13 protein-coding genes and 1 riboswitch are annotated in these 15,516 nt (G+C 67.3%); of the genes, 8 read left to right on the forward strand and 5 right to left on the reverse strand.

All coding sequences use genetic code 11. The annotated features are described in order from the left end of the window. Positions 1-45: 45 nt before the first annotated feature. Complete coding sequence (locus tag F1D05_RS36200) at positions 46-1,818, reverse strand: galactose oxidase early set domain-containing protein (protein WP_185444743.1); 1,773 nt, start codon at positions 1,816-1,818, stop codon at positions 46-48. A 186-nt stretch (positions 1,819-2,004) separates the two neighbouring features. On the opposite strand from F1D05_RS36200, the gene F1D05_RS36205 reads away from it, so the two are divergent. Both F1D05_RS36205 and F1D05_RS36210 read left to right on the forward strand, forming a co-directional pair. Further along, positions 2,005-2,349: an MmcQ/YjbR family DNA-binding protein gene (locus F1D05_RS36205; RefSeq protein ID WP_206685976.1), complete on the forward strand. Its 345-nt coding sequence runs from the start codon at positions 2,005-2,007 to the stop codon at positions 2,347-2,349. A 252-nt stretch (positions 2,350-2,601) separates the two neighbouring features. Beyond that, complete coding sequence (locus F1D05_RS36210; RefSeq protein ID WP_185444744.1) at positions 2,602-3,612, forward strand: TerC family protein; 1,011 nt, start codon at positions 2,602-2,604, stop codon at positions 3,610-3,612. Positions 3,613-3,797: 185 nt separating this feature from the next. Here F1D05_RS36210 and F1D05_RS36215 read toward each other — a convergent pair whose 3' ends face one another. Genes F1D05_RS36215 through F1D05_RS36225 form a run of 3 tightly spaced genes read right to left on the reverse strand, consistent with a single transcriptional unit; the run spans position 3,798 to position 6,531 of the window. Next, positions 3,798-4,664, reverse strand: a complete 867-nt coding sequence (locus tag F1D05_RS36215; RefSeq protein WP_185444745.1) for a C40 family peptidase — start codon at positions 4,662-4,664, stop codon at positions 3,798-3,800. After that, positions 4,661-5,728 carry a mandelate racemase/muconate lactonizing enzyme family protein gene (locus F1D05_RS36220; RefSeq protein WP_185444746.1) on the reverse strand — a complete coding sequence of 356 codons (1,068 nt, stop codon included), beginning with the start codon at positions 5,726-5,728 and terminating at the stop codon, positions 4,661-4,663. The genes F1D05_RS36215 and F1D05_RS36220 overlap by 4 nt, the downstream gene beginning before the upstream one ends. After that, positions 5,725-6,531, reverse strand: coding sequence for a serine hydrolase (locus F1D05_RS36225; RefSeq protein ID WP_185444747.1), 807 nt, complete (start codon positions 6,529-6,531; stop codon positions 5,725-5,727). Before F1D05_RS36225 ends, F1D05_RS36220 begins: the two co-directional genes overlap by 4 nt. Before the next feature lie 153 nt (positions 6,532-6,684). On the opposite strand from F1D05_RS36225, the gene F1D05_RS41600 reads away from it, so the two are divergent. From F1D05_RS41600 to surE, 6 genes are all read left to right on the forward strand, one after another. Next, the gene (locus tag F1D05_RS41600) at positions 6,685-8,295 is read left to right on the forward strand and encodes a cobalamin biosynthesis protein (protein WP_246486259.1); all 1,611 of its coding nucleotides are present in this window, start codon (positions 6,685-6,687) and stop codon (positions 8,293-8,295) included. After that, complete coding sequence (locus tag F1D05_RS36240) at positions 8,286-9,245, forward strand: DUF3500 domain-containing protein (RefSeq protein ID WP_185444749.1); 960 nt, start codon at positions 8,286-8,288, stop codon at positions 9,243-9,245. Before F1D05_RS41600 ends, F1D05_RS36240 begins: the two co-directional genes overlap by 10 nt. A gap of 114 nt (positions 9,246-9,359) precedes the next feature. Then, positions 9,360-9,629, forward strand: coding sequence for a hypothetical protein (locus F1D05_RS36245; protein WP_185444750.1), 270 nt, complete (start codon positions 9,360-9,362; stop codon positions 9,627-9,629). Positions 9,630-9,965: 336 nt separating this feature from the next. Beyond that, positions 9,966-10,080, forward strand: a riboswitch (cobalamin riboswitch). Positions 10,081-10,084: 4 nt separating this feature from the next. Beyond that, positions 10,085-13,840, forward strand: a complete 3,756-nt coding sequence (cobN, locus tag F1D05_RS36250; protein WP_206685977.1) for a cobaltochelatase subunit CobN — start codon at positions 10,085-10,087, stop codon at positions 13,838-13,840. A 43-nt stretch (positions 13,841-13,883) separates the two neighbouring features. Continuing rightward, positions 13,884-14,159, forward strand: coding sequence for a 5'/3'-nucleotidase SurE (locus F1D05_RS42405; RefSeq protein WP_281388860.1), 276 nt, complete (start codon positions 13,884-13,886; stop codon positions 14,157-14,159). Beyond that, positions 14,047-14,646 (forward strand): 5'/3'-nucleotidase SurE, encoded by a 600-nt coding sequence (surE, locus tag F1D05_RS36255; RefSeq protein ID WP_281388861.1) that lies wholly within the window; start codon positions 14,047-14,049, stop codon positions 14,644-14,646. The genes F1D05_RS42405 and surE overlap by 113 nt, the downstream gene beginning before the upstream one ends. Before the next feature lie 57 nt (positions 14,647-14,703). Here the strand turns inward: surE and F1D05_RS36260 are convergent, their stop codons facing one another. Beyond that, the gene (locus tag F1D05_RS36260) at positions 14,704-15,249 is read right to left on the reverse strand and encodes a hypothetical protein (RefSeq protein ID WP_185444751.1); all 546 of its coding nucleotides are present in this window, start codon (positions 15,247-15,249) and stop codon (positions 14,704-14,706) included. Between the last annotated feature and the right edge of the window lie 267 nt (positions 15,250-15,516).

Below are 15,516 nucleotides of genomic sequence, written 5' to 3' on the forward strand. Positions count from 1 at the left end.
CGGCTGCGCAGTATCACATTGGCACAGACCACAATCCGCCCGCGGTCAGCAGCAACCGCTCCCGCAGGTGCAGCAGCAGGCCGCGGCAGCAGCTGTCGATCCGGCGGAGGCCGACGTCAGAACCGCGGCAGCTGCTGTGGTGTTTTCGACGATGCGGACCACTAGGGATTTCGATGGGATGTTGCGCCAGTCTCGGACGGACAGCATGTACATGCCGGGCGGGACGAGTCCTCTGTTGGCGTCGATCTTCAGGGTCTTCTTGTTCCAGTCGGTGGTGGCTGTCACGGGTACGTCGACAGCGCGCTGGTTCGGATCTGATGAGTGGGTCACGGACGTGAGTCGCTGCAGCATGGCGCCGTTCACCGTGGCCGGGCCGCTGAAGCTGACCGAATAGGTGCCGCCGAGCTTCAGGGTCGGGGCGAGGCCGGTGATGGTTGGGCGGGTGACTCCTGCCTGCATGTACCAGGGCTTGTAGACCTCGAGTCGTGACTCGACCGATCCCTGCATGGCGGTCGTGCCCATGGTGACGACCGAACCGTCGAGCAGCAGCATGCACGAGCTGTGGTACATCCGCGGCACCGTCGGACTGGCAACCTGTTGCCAGGCTGTCGCGCCGGCGGGGAGGCGGGCGGCCCGGAGTACGGGCCTGGTGTTGTGATCGGCGCCTCCGGCAACGAAGGCGGACTTGTCGGGCAGGACGGTCGCGCAACTGTGCATCGACGCGAAACCGACGTACGGGCCTTCGGTGAATTTTTGGGTCGCCGCGTTCAGATCGACGGTCGCCGTCGTGCCGGTGAGGCCCGTCTGACAGCCGCCGCCGATGACCATGAACTTCTGGGCCTGCGCCGGGTAGAGCAGCAGGGTGCTCGCCTGGTCGCGGCAGTCGGGGTAGAGAAGACCGGGGATCGGGTACCAGGCGTTGTTCGTCCAGTTCCAGCAGCCCGGTGAGGCTCCTGCCTTGCCGCCCATGTTGGTGCCGGAGTAGCAGAGTGTCCCGTTCTTGCGGAGCACCATTCCGGCGTACAGGGGGAAGATCCGGGTGCCTGGCAGTTTGGTCCACTTGCCCGTGGCGGGGTCGTAGGTCTCGTTGGTGGTGGTCACCTTGCCGGCGGCGTCGAGGCCGCTGACCACGACGGGGTTGCCGACGGCGTTGACCGGGCCGTTCGGGTACCAGCGGGCGATGTTCATCAGGCCCGTCGGCGTGAACTTCTCGGTGGTGTCGTCGAACGCGTAGGCCTCGCGGACTCCTGTGTAGTACAGGTCGCTCGTCGCGTAGTGACCGGTGCCGCCGAAGAACAGCACGCGACCGTCGGGGAGATGCGAATGGCCGGAACAGAAGAGATCCACTCCCGCCGGCATCGGGATCTCACGGGGACAGGTCGCGGGGTTGGTCGGGTCCCAGATCCAGGTCTTGAAGACTTTCTGGTCGAAGAAGGACTTGTTGTACCCCGAGCCGGCGGTCATCAGCACCTTGCCGGATTTCGTCAGACTCGCGTGGATCGGATTGATCTTGTATCCGTCGACGGTGCAGTCACCGACCACCGACCAGGATCCGACTTCCGCGGCGGTCACTCCGGCAGCCTGCTTCGGTGCGTACACGGGCTGTTTCTCCGCGGCCGTGTAGACGTGGTCCGGTGAATAGGCGCCATTCGGATCGGTCAGCATCCGGCTGATACAGGCACCGAGTTGCTCGGCCGGAACCGTGTTGCAGGTAACGCCGTTCGGCGTTGCCGCGGCCGCTGCCAGGATTGGCGCGACGATGGGTTGTGCCGAGTTGGCCGTCGAGGCATTGAGTACTGAAATGAAGACGGTGAACACCGCACCGAGTGCGATCGCCGACCGAATTTTAGGCGCGCGAAAACCATTACCTTTATTCATTTGTGAACCCCCCCCAGATCAGGCCCTCCGCCGAGAATTCGGCTACCAAGCACGATGCGGAAAGCGCAGCGAAAGTTGCGGCGCCCGCGGCCGGGTTATGGTGAGCCGGATCAGAAGGGGACTGAGATGCTGACCGGAGTGGACGTTCTGGAGTACAGCCTCGGGAAGGCGGGCGCCTGGCAGGACGAGCCCTGGGAAGGGGACGTGGTCGCGAAGGTGGGGGACAAGATCTTCGCGTTCCTCGGCGGGGGCGCGGCGGTGGGGGTGAAGTGCGGGAACAACCGGGAGGAGGCCGACGAACTGGTCGACACCTACCCCGAGGACGTGGTGAAGAGCGCCTACATCGGGCGGTCCGGGTGGAACACGGTCACGCTTGGTGGTGCCGTGCCCGACGACGAGATCCTGGAGCTGGTCGACGCGTCGTACGAGACGATCGTCGCGAAGCTGCCCAAGTCGAAACGGCCTGCCTGACTCGTCAGCGAACGCATTCCCGCCGCGGGCGTGATGAGTCCGACAGGCGGAACGGGTGTCCTCGATTTGGAACCTGGGACATCGACCGGCGACAATGATGGTGTTGTTGAAGGGGAGTATTCCTTCGCGGCGGTATCGTCATCACGGTCAAGGAGTTCGTCTCCGCGCCCGGTGCCGCCGGCCAGGCCCGACTGATCGAGCCAGGCGGAAGAGACCTTCGGAGTCCGTTTTTCGTCTGCTCCGGAGGTTCCTGTGCACGTTGCCGACTATGTTTGGTACATCACCGTCGGGGTGCTGCTCGCCCTGCTGGCCTTCGACGTCTTCGTCATCGGCCGCCGCCCGCACGAGCCTTCGACGAAGGAATCGGCCCGGGCGATCATCTTCTACGTCTCGCTCGCGATCATCTTCGGGCTCGGCGTCTGGGTCTTCTCCGGCGGTGAGTACGCCGGTGAGTTCTTCGCCGGCTGGCTGACGGAGTACAGCCTGAGCGTGGACAACCTGTTCATCTTCCTGATCATCATGGCCAGGTTCCAGGTGCCGAGGAAGTACCAGCAGACGGCCCTGCTGGTCGGCATCATCCTGGCGCTGTTCTTCCGCGGCATCTTCATCGCCGTCGGCGCGGCCGCGATCAACGAGTTCTCCTGGGTCTTCTACCTGTTCGGCGCGTTCCTGGTCTACACCGCGATCCACCTCGCCAAGCAGGGTGAGAACGACGACGAGGACTACAAGGAGAACGCGGTCATCCGGTTCGCCAAGAAGCGGCTGAACGCCACCGACGAGTACAACGGCGTCAAGCTGACCGTCCGCAAGAACGGCAAGCGCCTCGTCACCCCGATGGCGATCGTGATCATCGCGCTCGGTACGACGGACCTGCTGTTCGCGCTCGACTCGATCCCGGCGATCTACGGCCTCACCCAGGAGCCGTTCCTGGTCTTCGCCGCGAACGTCTTCGCCCTGATGGGCCTACGCCAGCTCTACTTCCTGCTCGGCGACCTGCTCCGCCGGCTCGTCTACCTGTCCCTCGGCCTGTCCGTCGTCCTCGCCTTCATCGGCGTGAAGCTAGTCCTCCACGCCATGCACGAGAACGAACTCCCCTTCATCAACGGCGGCCACCACATCGACTGGGCCCCCGAGATCCCGATCTGGGTGTCCTTGGGCTTCATCATCGTCACGCTGGGCATCACCACGATCCTCAGCTTGCACAAGTCCCGCACCGTAGCTGCCGCCGAGATCGACGGAACCACCGACACCAAGCAGACCTGACCCCCTTGGGATTCTCCCGTCCAACGCACTCGGCCCCGGATCTGCAGGCCATCAATGGTGCTGGTCCCGGGGGTAGCTCGGCCGTGACTCAGGCGGGAGCATGAGCCGGCCGTCGGCCGACTGATGGGGTGGCGATCCGGACAAGGTTGGCCCACTGGCGGGTGGAGGTCCAGGCACCGGCAGGGCTAGAGGCGGGCGGTGGTGAAGAGGGTTTCCCGGCGTTCGGGGAGTAGGGGCTCGTTTTCCAGGCGTTTGCCGGTTTCGGAGGCGTGCAGCATGCCTTCGGCGGAGACGAAGCCGACGTGGTGGACGACTTTGCCGGGGCGGGCGAAGAAGTAGAGGTCGCCTGGTTTGGCTTCTTCGAGGGCAACGGATTCGAGGGTGTCCGCCTGGTCGTGGGCGTCGCGAGGGATGCGTTGGCCGAGGACGCGGCTCACTGTATGCACCAGTCCCGAGCAGTCGAGCCCGTACGTCGAAGTGCCACCCCACAGGTACTCGAGCCCCAAGAACTGCGACCCAAGCCGGATCCGATCCTCGGCGGTCGCAGGCGAATCCACCGACCGCAGCGCGGCGTCAGCAATCCATCCCTCGCCACCGTCAGGCAGCGCGACCCGGGTGTACCCGTCGGCGTGATCCACCGACGCCAGCACGGTCGCGAAGGACAGATCGAACAGGTGCCCCGATCCCGGCTCCGCGGTCAAGGACACCGACGGTACGGCGACCGCGACCGGCGCGGTCGCGCTGGAAGGCAGCTCACCGAGATGGCTGGACGGCACCCAGCCCGGGTATCCAAGGTCGTCGGCCGACGACGGTTGCCAGGGCGCGAGGATCTCGGACCAGCCGTCCCGTTCGGAGCGGACCAGCACCGGCTCACCCAGCAGCAACTGGGTCAGCGTCCGGCCGTGCAAGCCGAGCCGGTTCTCCATATCCATGGACTTCGCCCAGCCGGCGACATCCGGAGACACGGCGATCGCGGGAGCATCGATGTCACGCGGCGCTTCCGGTGAGGTCCAGACGGTGCTGACCGGGACATTGGCAGCAACTAGCTTCATGAGTTCAACCCTGTCACGCCGAGACCAGCGGCAGTAGGTAGGTGGATAGTGGAGCTTTCGTAGCGGATGCCGCCGACCACCGGCGACTCCTTCAGCCACCAAGCCGCGTCGAGGTCGTTCACCGTGGTCGTCGGGTACGCCGCGACCAGCGCCGCGGCCGCTCCGACACCGACGTGGCTCTCCATCATAGAGCCGACGATCGAGCCGAGTCCGTGTTCGCGGGCGAGTTCGAGCAACGTCCGGGCCGGTGCGAGACCGCCGCATTTGGCGAGTTTCACGTTCACCAGATCGGCCGCGCCATGCCGGATCACGGCGACCAGGTCGCGTACGCCGTACACGGATTCGTCCGCGAGGATCGGCGTACTAACCCGGTCGGTGACCCAGGCCATCCCTTCGAGGTCGGCGGCGACCACAGGCTGCTCGACCAACTCGATCGCGCAGCCCGCATCCTCCATCGCGCGGATCGCGGTGACGGCCTCGCGCCGGCTCCAGCCCTGGTTCGCGTCCAGCCGCAACCGCGGCGCCGGCCCGACAGCTTCACGGATCCGGCGAACCCGCTCGAAATCGGCGGCCGCGTCGCCGGTACCGACCTTCACCTTCAGTACGTCGAACCCGTCGGCGATCCGGTCACGTCCCGCGGCCGCGAGCGCGTCGGGATCACCGGCAGACAAGGTCACATCCGTGCGCACCGACGAAACCGTCGAGCCCAGGAAGCCGTGCAGAGTCTGACCCCGGCGGCGTGCGGCCAGGTCGTGCAGCGCGACATCGACCGCGGCCTTCGCGCCGAAGTTCCCCACGACAGCGCCCTGTACCCGGCGAAGCGCCTCGGTCAGATCGTCGGGCTCCAACCCGTTCAGAGCCGCCGCGATCGGGCCTTCGACGCAGGCCTGGGCTCCGGCCAGCGATTCGCCGGTCACCTTCCAGACCTGCGGCGCCTCGCCCCAGCCCGAGTCGGGGCCGTCGCTGATCGAGACCAGCAACGATTCCGCGTGCGTCGCAGTACGAAGCGCGGTGACGAAAGGGGTGTGCAGCGGCGCTGACACCAGGTGGGTGGAAATCTTCATCGAACAGTCTCCAGGTCGTGCCGGTGTTCCCAAGCCTCCGCGGCCACGGCCGCGATCAGTTTCTGCGCCTCAGTGTCCGGCAGATCGGACGTCGTGCACATCGCCAGGACGAAAGGTTCCGCATCGGCCGGCCGGACGATCCCGCCGTCGTGCCGGATCCGCGTGTCCCAGCCGTTCTTGTGCTCGACCCGCGTCCCGGCGGGCACCCCGGCCGGGATCTCGCCGTTCCACTGGTTCGCGGCCAGCAGGTCACGGACGAATGCCCCGGCCGGATCGTTGCCCGCTGCAACCAGTACGGCGGCAAGATCGGCCGGGCTCATCTCGTTGCTGATCCCCGCCTTTTGGGCAGCCGCGTCGTCGATCCCGCGCCGGATCGCGCTCCGCCCCGACCCGTACGACGCCAGTACCGCGTTGGCCGCGTCGACCCCGACCAGCTCGAGCACCAGGTCGGTCGCCAGGTTGCTCGACACCGTGATCATCTCGGTCGCCAGCCAGCTGAGCGGTACCTGCTCACCCAGCTTGGTCCAGGTCGCCGGCGCCTCGTCCTCGGCCGGGTTGACCCCGAATCGCCCGCCGGCCGCCGACGCGAAGTCGTTGTGCACGGTGACCGGCTGATCCAGCGCGAGCTCACCCGCCTCGACCTTGCGCATCATCGCCATCGCGACCGGCAGCTTCATCGTGCTCGCCGAGTAATGCGTCCGTTCCGCTTCGTGACGAAACACCGGTACGCCGTCCAACCGGCCGAGCCACACCCCGAACTCACCGCTCCCGGCTACGCCGTCGAGCAGCTCCGCGATTCCCATGGTCGTAACCTTTCCACATTCCCAGCCCCTTGTTGGTTACCATTCCACATACCGTCGCCTGGTAATCCACCAGCACCCATCCGGGCCTGGGTCCGAGGTGTCGTGGGGATCAGGCTGGGGGAGAAACGGGGCCGGACCTGGCAGACTCGCCGGGTGTCCAGATCTGCCGGTCTCTTGCTGGGTTTCGCCGCCGATCGCCTGCTCGGCGATCCCCACCGGCTCCACCCGGTCGCCGGGTTCGGCCAACTCGCCGCTCGTGCCGAGAAGAGCCTGTACGCCGACTCGCGAGCCGCCGGTTCGGCGTACGCAGGGCTCCTGGTCGGGTCGGTCGCGGCAGCCGGTGTGGTCGCCGATCGGCTGACCAGGGATCGGCCGATCGCGAAGACCCTGCTGACCGCGGCCGCGACCTGGGCGGTGCTCGGCGGGCGGAGCCTCGAACGGGAGGCCGAGGTGATGGCCGGGTATCTCGAGGAGAAGGACATCGTCGCGGCGCGTGGACGACTCGGGCACCTCTGCAGCCGCGACGCTACGGATCTGGAGGCGGATGAGCTCGCACGGGCGACGGTGGAGTCGGTGGCGGAGAACACCTCCGATGCATGTGTTGCGCCGCTGTTGTGGGGTGGAGTGTTCGGGATCCCGGGGCTGATCGGGTATCGGGCGGTTAACACGCTGGACGCGATGGTCGGCTACAAGTCGGCTCGCTATCTCAACTTCGGCTGGTTCGCGGCGCGGCTGGACGACGTACTCAATCTGGTTCCTGCCCGCGCTTGTGCCGTGCTCACCGGGTACGCGGCCGGGCGGGCCGGGGGAGACGTGGCGGATCTGGCGGCGGGATGCGCCGAAGCACCCGAGTCCGAACGCGGGACCGGTCGAGGCCGCGTTCGCGGGGGCGCTCGACCTGCGGCTGGGTGGGACGAACACGTACGGCGACGAGGTCGAGGACCGCGGCTCACTCGGCGACGGATTGCCGCCGACGGTGCCGGACATCCGGCGTACGGCGTCGTTGGCGCGGCGAGTCGGGTACGCCGCGGCGCTCATCGCCGCGATCCTGGCGCTACGCCCGCGACGTACGAGGGAGCAGACATGCATTTGAGTCAGCGGCCGTTGCGGATCGCCTTGGTGCGGCATGGGGAGTCCGAGGCGAATCTGGACAAGTCGATCTTCGAACGGGTGCCCGACCACGCGATCGCGCTCACCGCCCACGGCGTACAGCAGTCTGCCGAGACGGGCCGGCGGCTGCGCGAGGTGTTCGAGAACGAGCCCGTCCGGGTCTACGTCTCGCCGTACCTGCGCGCTTTGCAGACCCTCGGCGCTCTAGGCATCGACGACCTGATCGGCTCGACGCGGGAGGAACCGCGGCTGCGCGAACAGGATTGGGCCAACTACCAGGACACCGAGGACATCGAGCAGCAGAAGAAGCTGCGTGATTCGTACGGGCATTTCTTCTATCGCTTCACCCACGGCGAGTCCGGCTCGGACGTGTACGACCGGGTGTCGAGCTTCCTGGAGACCATGCACCGCGACTTCGAGGCGCCCGATTCGCCGCGGAACGTGCTGCTGATCTCGCACGGGCTGACGATGCGGCTGTTCTGCATGCGCTGGTTCCACTGGTCGGTCAGGTTCTTCGAGACGCTGCGCAATCCCGACAACGCCGAGACGCGCGTCCTGCTGCGCCAGCCCGATTTCCGGTACAAGCTGGATCGGCCCTTCGAGCAGTGGACCGAGTACGAACCGACGGAACGGGAGCGATCGGCATGGTTGTAGAGCAGACCCGCGCGGCCGCACTGGAGTTGCTGGCCGCGCTCTCGCCGGAGCAGCGTTCGCAGTTCACGGTGCCCTTCGACACCCCGGATCACCAGGTGTGGACGTACTTGCCGGGCGATCGGCCGGGCGTGACGTTGGGCTCGTTGGATGTCGGTCAGCGTGCGCTGGCGATGCGACTGTTGGAGATCGGCTGCAGCGAGCGCGGGTACGCCGATGCCCGGTCGGTGCTCTTTACCGAGGCCGTACGGCGTGGGTTGGCGCAGGCGTCGCCTGGTACGGCGGTCGACCTCGGGTCGGAGCAGCGGTACTTCCTTCGCATCCTCGGTGACCCCAGTGGTGATGGGCCGTGGGCCTGGCGGATCAACGGGCATCACCTCGCGCTGCACGTGACGGTGGTCGACGGCGCGGTCGGGTTCACCCCGCAGTTCTTCGGCGCCGAGCCCGCGAAGGTGCAGTCCGGACCGCACGAGGGTTTCCGGGCGCTGCCTGTCGAGCAGGATCTCGGCTTCGGCCTGCTTCATTCGTTGGAGCCGGATCAACGGGCGATCGCCGTCGTGTCGGACGAGGCGCCGGGCGACATCCTGACCCGCTACGACCCGATCGCGGATCCTTCTGTACTACGGCGCGGTCTGCCGTACGGCGACATGGATGGCGGGCAGCAGGCGCTTCTCAGTCGACTCGTCGGCCAGTACGTCGGGCGCGCGGCCGAACCGATCGGGCAGCGCACCTGGAAGGAGATCACCGACCACGGCATCGAGCACCTGACTTTCGCCTGGGCGGGCGGCTCCGAACCCGGCACCGGCCATTACTACTCGATCGCGGGTCCGACGTTCTTGGCGGAGTACGACAACACCCAGAACGACGCCAACCACATCCACTCAGTCTGGCGAGACCTCCAAAACGACTGGGGACGAGACCTCCTGGCAGAGCACTACGCCTCTCACGGGTAGAGAGCCCCCACACCGCGCCAACGCTCGCCCCACCCACCCGGGTCGCGGGCTCCTACGTCGCCCACTCATAAATGCGGGTGGTTCCGGCCAGGGCCTGATCGGCAGGTGGCTGTGGTGCCGACCGGGTTGGACTGCGCTCCTGCGTCGCTTGTCCCGTCGGCTGTCGCCTACCCTGTCGCGGGCTCCTTCGGCGCCCTGCTCGACGAATGCGACGTGGCGCCGGGTAGACCCGATCGGCAGTTGACTGCGGATGCCATATCCGGTCGGCTGGGCGGTTCGCGGTTGGTTGACGGAGAGCTGAAGGCGCTCGCCGACGTCGAGGTGTTCGGTCCGATCCTCCAGCGGCCCACCTCTGTGCATCGGCTGAGCACCTCAGCCGGGTGAAGTGCCCATTTGGTGCACAGAGGTAATTGACGATGGGCTGAACCCTGGTCCGCAATTCCGCTAGATCTGTCCTGCCCGCCTTTGCGCTCCGGCTAAGCACCTCGGCTGGGTGGGGTGCTCGTCTCGTGCACAGAGGCGGTCGATGGCGAATCGCAGACACCGTCGCCCCGACGACACCCGTCGGCACGGCGCACCCGCTTTAGTCGAGCGGGCGGCGGACGAGCCCGCGACCCGGGCGGGTGGGCGAGCACCGGACCGAACGACGGAGGAGTGGGCGTCGGCGCGAAGACGGGGCCTTCCTCACACCCCGCCGATCCATCCGCCCCGGTCAGCTAGAGTCATCGCGTTAGCGACGGTTGTGCAGGAACCCGGTGTGAGTCCGGGGCGGTCCCGCCACTGTGACCACCTCTTCGTGGGAGTCAGGAACTGCTGCCGTCGTACCTGCCACCTGGGGCGTGGACACCCCGAGGAAGGACCGGCCGCGCTTGCCCGCGAACGCGAATCTGTTGCTGTTGTCGACCGCCGATACCGATCTGCTCGCCGCCTCACAGGCCGCCGTCGGTTGGCGGGTCGCGAACCCGGCTCGCGTCGACCTCGCGGACCTGCCCGGAATGCTTGACGGCGTCGAGGTCGTAGTGGTCCGCCTGCTGGGCGGTCGCCGCGCCTGGGAGGAGGGTCTCGACGCTGTCATCTCTGCCGGTATCCCGACCGTCGTGCTGTCCGGCGAGGCCGCTCCCGACGCCGAGTTGATGTCGCTCTCGACGGTGCCTGCCGGTGCCGTCACCGAGGCGCTCGCATACTTGCGCGAGGGCGGTTCGAAGAACCTGGCGAACCTGGCAGGCTTCCTGCGCGACACCCTGCTGCTGACCGGCGACGAGTTCGATCCGCCGTACGCGCTCCCGACGTACGGCGTACGCGCGGGCCGCACCGTCGTCGAGGACAGCCGGCCCGTCGTCGGCATCGTCTACTACCGGGCGCACGAGATCTCCGGCAACACCGCTTTCGTCGACGCGCTGGCTGATGCCGTCGAGAGTGCCGGCGCGCAGGCACTACCCGTGTACTGCGGGACGCTCCGCGGCCTGGACCCGTCGAGTACTGAGAACGCCGAACTCTTCGAGCTGCTCCGCAAAGCAGACGTACTCGTCACCACCCTGCTCGCCGCCGGCGGCACAGTCGCTGCGGATGCAAGCGCCGGAGGTGACGATTCCTGGGACGCCGGAGCGCTCGCCTCACTCGACATCCCGCTGATCCAGGGCCTCGCGCTGACCTCCACGCGCGAGCAGTGGCTGGACAGCGACGCCGCGATCAGCCCGTTGGACGCCGCGACCCAGGTCGCGATCCCGGAGTTCGACGGCCGTCTCATCACGATCCCGTTCTCCTTCAAGGCGTACGACGCCGAGGGGGTCGCCAGTTACGCGCCGGATCTCGAGCGCTGCGCGCGACTCGCCGGGATCGCCACAGCGCAGGCCAAGCTCCGCCACGTGGAGCCGAAGGACAAGAAGCTCGCGCTCGTACTGTCGTCGTACCCGACCAAGCACGCCCGCATCGGCAACGCGGTCGGCCTGGACACCCCTGCTTCGGCGGTGGTCCTCCTCGGCCAACTCCAAGCAGCCGGCTACGACCTCGGACCGGATCTCAACCTCGACGACCTGCAGGGCGCCGAAGGTGCGGACGGCCTGATCCACCGGCTGATCGCGGCCGGTGGGCACGACGTCGACTGGCTTACCGACGAGCAATTGTCTAGCGCGGTCGCCAAGATCCCGCTGTCCACCTACGCGAAGTGGTTCGGCGCCGTACCGGAATCGTTGCAAGAGGCAATGACCGGGGCGTGGGGAGAAGCGCCGGGAAGCCTGTACGTCGATCAGTCGGGCGCCGAGCCCGCGATCGCCCTGGCCGCCTTGCGATTCGGCAACGTCGTACTGATGATCCAGCCGCCGCGCGGTTTCGGCGAGAATCCGGTCGCGATCTACCACGACCCGGACATGGCGCCGTCGCACCATTACCTGGCGGCGTACCGGTGGCTCGAGGCTTCGCCGGAAGAGGGCGGCTTCGGGGCGCACGCGGTGGTGCACTTGGGCAAGCACGGAACGCTGGAATGGCTGCCAGGCAAGGGAATCGGGATGGCGGCCGACTGCGCGCCGGACGCCGTGCTGGGCAACCTGCCGCTCGTCTACCCGTTCATCGTCAACGACCCGGGTGAGGGTACGCAGGCGAAGCGGCGTGGGCACGCGGTGATCGTGGACCACCTGGTGCCGCCGATGGCGCGGGCCGAGACGTACGGCGACATGGCGAAGCTGGAGTACTTGCTGGACGAGTACGCGACGGTTTCCGCACTCGACCCGGACAAGGTGCCGACGCTGCGCGCGCAGATCTGGACCTTGATCCAGGCGGCGCAGCTGCACCACGACCTGCATACGTCCGAGAAGCCGGAGGACGAGGAGTTCGACGAGTTCGTCCTGCACCTCGACGGCTATCTGTGCGAGATCAAGGACGTCCAGATCCGGGACGGGCTGCACATCCTCGGTGGCGGTCCGGTCGGCGAGGCTCGGGTCAACCTCGTCCTCGCAGTACTGCGTGCGCAGCAGATGTGGGGTGGCAAGGCGGGCGCAGTCCGCGGTCTGCGTGCTGCCTTGGGCGACACGTTCGGCGTCGACGAAGCTGCGATGCTTGCCGATCCGGGACGCGCTGTCCCGGAGCTGAAGGACCTCGCGACGTTGGCCGATCTGCCCGCGGTGAGCGGCGCGGACGGCGTGGACCTGCTCGAAGCCGTTGCACGCAAGCTCGTCCTCGGCATGGAAACGCTCGGCTGGGACGCAGGGAAGGTTCCGGTCGTCGTCGAGGAGGTGCTCGGTCGCACCTCTGACGGCGTGACCGCGTCGCTGACCTTCGCCGCGACCGAGGTCGTGCCGCGGCTGGGGCGCACGGGCGACGAGCTGACGAACGTACTGCGGGCGCTGGCCGGCCGCTTCGTCGAAGCCGGCCCGTCGGGATCGCCGACGCGTGGTCTGGTGAACGTACTGCCGACCGGGCGGAACTTCTACGCGGTCGACCCGAAGGCGATCCCGAGCCGGAACGCCTGGGACGTCGGCGTCGCACTGGCCGACTCGCTGCTGGCCAGGCACAAGTCGGAGACGGGGGAGTGGCCGCGATCGGTCGGTCTGACCGTCTGGGGGACCTCCGCGATGCGGACCCAGGGCGATGACCTGGCCGAGGTGTTCTGGCTGCTCGGTTGCCGCCCGGTCTGGGACGAGGCTTCCCGCCGCGTGACCGGGTTCGAGATCGTCCCCATCGCCGAGCTCGGCCGGCCGCGAGTGGACGTGACGATCAGGATCTCGGGATTCTTCCGGGATGCTTTCCCGCACGTCGTCGCGCTGCTCGACGAAGCGGTTCGTACCGTCGCGGCCCTCGATGAAGGTGCCGAGGACAACTACCTGAAGGCGCACGTCGACGCGGACGTTGCTGAGGGCAATGACCTGCGATCGTCGACGGCCCGGGTCTTCGGCTCCAAGCCCGGCTCGTACGGCGCCGGCCTGTTGCCGCTGGTCGATGCCCGGAACTGGCGGACCGACGCCGAGCTCGCCGAGGTGTACGCGGTCTGGGGCGGGTACGCGTACGGCAAGGACCTCGACGGTGCGGAGGCTCGGCCGTCGATGGAGCGCGCCTATGCCCGGATCCAGGTCGCGGCGAAGAACGCGGATACGCGGGAGCACGACATCATGGATTCGGACGACTACTTCCAGTACCACGGCGGCATGGTCGCGATGGTGCGGCATCTGACCGGGTCCAACCCGAAGGCGTACATCGGCGACTCCGCGGTACCGGCTCAGGTGAAGACGCGGACGCTGGAGGAGGAGACCAAGCGCGTCTTCCGGGCGCGCGTGGTGAACCCCCGCTGGATGGCGGCGATGCAGCGGCACGGGTACAAGGGCGCCTTCGAGATGGCCGCGACGGTGGACTACCTGTTCGGGTACGACGCGACCGCGGGCGTGGTGGACGACTGGATGTACGAGACGCTCACCAAGGAGTACGTCGCGAACCCGGAGATCGCCGAGTTCTTCCGCAAGTCGAACCCGTGGGCGCGGCACGGCATCGCCGAGCGCCTGCTGGAAGCGGCCCAGCGCGGTCTGTGGGCGGAGCCGACCGACGAAGCGCTGGAGACACTGCGGACGGCAGTCCTCGAAACAGAAGGTGACATCGAGGACCGCGGCTGAGATACGACCTGAGCGTTCGGCGGCCGTGTGATTGGGTGGAGGCATGGTTTCTGAGCAGCTTCGGGTCCTGGTCACCAACGACGACGGCTACCAGGCTCGGGGGATCAGGGCCCTGGCTTCGGCGCTGGCCGCGTACGGGCACGAGGTACTGGTGGTCGCGCCGCTGACGGATCAGAGCGGGGTCGGTACGGCGCGGGCCCGCGTGGGTGAACCGGCCGATCGCGACCGCTACGGAGGATGCCGACGGGGTCACCTACATCGGGGTCGACGGCACGCCGGCGCTCGCTGTCACGATGGCTCGGCTCGGTGCTTTCGGTAAGTCTCCCGAGGTAGTCGTGTCGGGGATCAACCACGGATACAACTTCGGCCCGATCCTGCACTCCGGCACGGTCGGTGCCGCGCTCACGGGCGCGACCCAGGGGATGTCGGGGTTGGCTGTAAGCATCGGCTCCGAGGACCCGCAGTACTTGGAGGTCGCGGCGGAGGTTGCCGTCGAACTGCTCGCCTGGCTGCGCGGCCAGCCGACCGGCACGGTGCTCAACCTCAACGTGCCTGACGTCCCCAAGGCGGAACTTCGTGGTGTCCGGAGCGCCACTCTCGCCGCCGTGAACCCGAGTCGCCTGAAGGCCGGCGTCGCCCCGACCGGCGAGCCGATCATGATCCTGCGCGACCCGGACCCCGCCCAGGACCCCGACTCAGACGAGGCCCTCCTCGCCGAGGGCTACATCACCGTCACGTCGATCACAGGCGTTCAGGCGCTCCCCGACACCGCCGCCGCCGACCACCTCGCCAGGCGCCTGCCCTAGTGCCCCGTGTCGGCAGTTGCACCAAGTGGGATTGAGACAGCTGCGGCCCAGCCAGGCTCAGAGGTCGTTCTGGAAGTCGTAGGTGTAGGGACCGGTGACGAACTTTTCGCTGCTGATGAATTCGACGGTGACCTGGGTCCCCGGTGCGACAGTGTTCGCGCTGCCGGTCAGTGCTGCGACGTCCTTGCCGCTCTTGAAGACTGTGAGAGTGAAGAGATTGCTGCCGCCCTTGCTGTCGTCACCCGTGTAGGTGACACGGGCGACCCCACTGAAGTCTCCGAGGCCGTCGTCCTTGATCCGAATGGAGTCGAGCCGCCAGTCCCCGTTCTGGATCGGCAGAGCCTTCCCGGTCGCAGCAGCCGGGGGAGCAGCCTTCGTGGCCGTCGCTGCCGCGCCCGGCGCGGTGCCCGATTGTGTCTTCGAACCGGAGCTGTTCGTAGCGACAATGATGACAACGAGGATGGCTAGCAGTCCGAGCCCGATGAAGCGCTTCTTCTTGAACCACGGGCGCTGTGCCTTCGCGTACGCTTTGGCCGCCTTCGCGGTGGCCTTCGCCTCGCGGTGATTCTGTGGAACCTGCGGTGAGATGACGGGTCCGCTCATATTTTTCCCCCCATGTGGACGGCGTGCCGAGCCGAGTGCTCCGTCCGAACCTAGGCGTCGGCGTGCTGCATCAGCAGTGCCAAAGGTCCTGACCTTGGGCTCACGGAGAGGCGAATTGTCGGCAAGCAGATGAGACGGCAGCGGACGCAGCCGCCGCCGGCTACTGCCTACCTGGGATGGAGCCTGTTTCCCTTGCTGGGTTGGGTTTTGAGGTTGTCCACAGCCCTTCTCTGGTGTCACTCATTGTCGCCAGAAGGGTCTATAGTC

Source organism: Kribbella qitaiheensis, from assembly GCF_014217565.1.
Taxonomy (GTDB): domain Bacteria; phylum Actinomycetota; class Actinomycetes; order Propionibacteriales; family Kribbellaceae; genus Kribbella; species Kribbella qitaiheensis_A.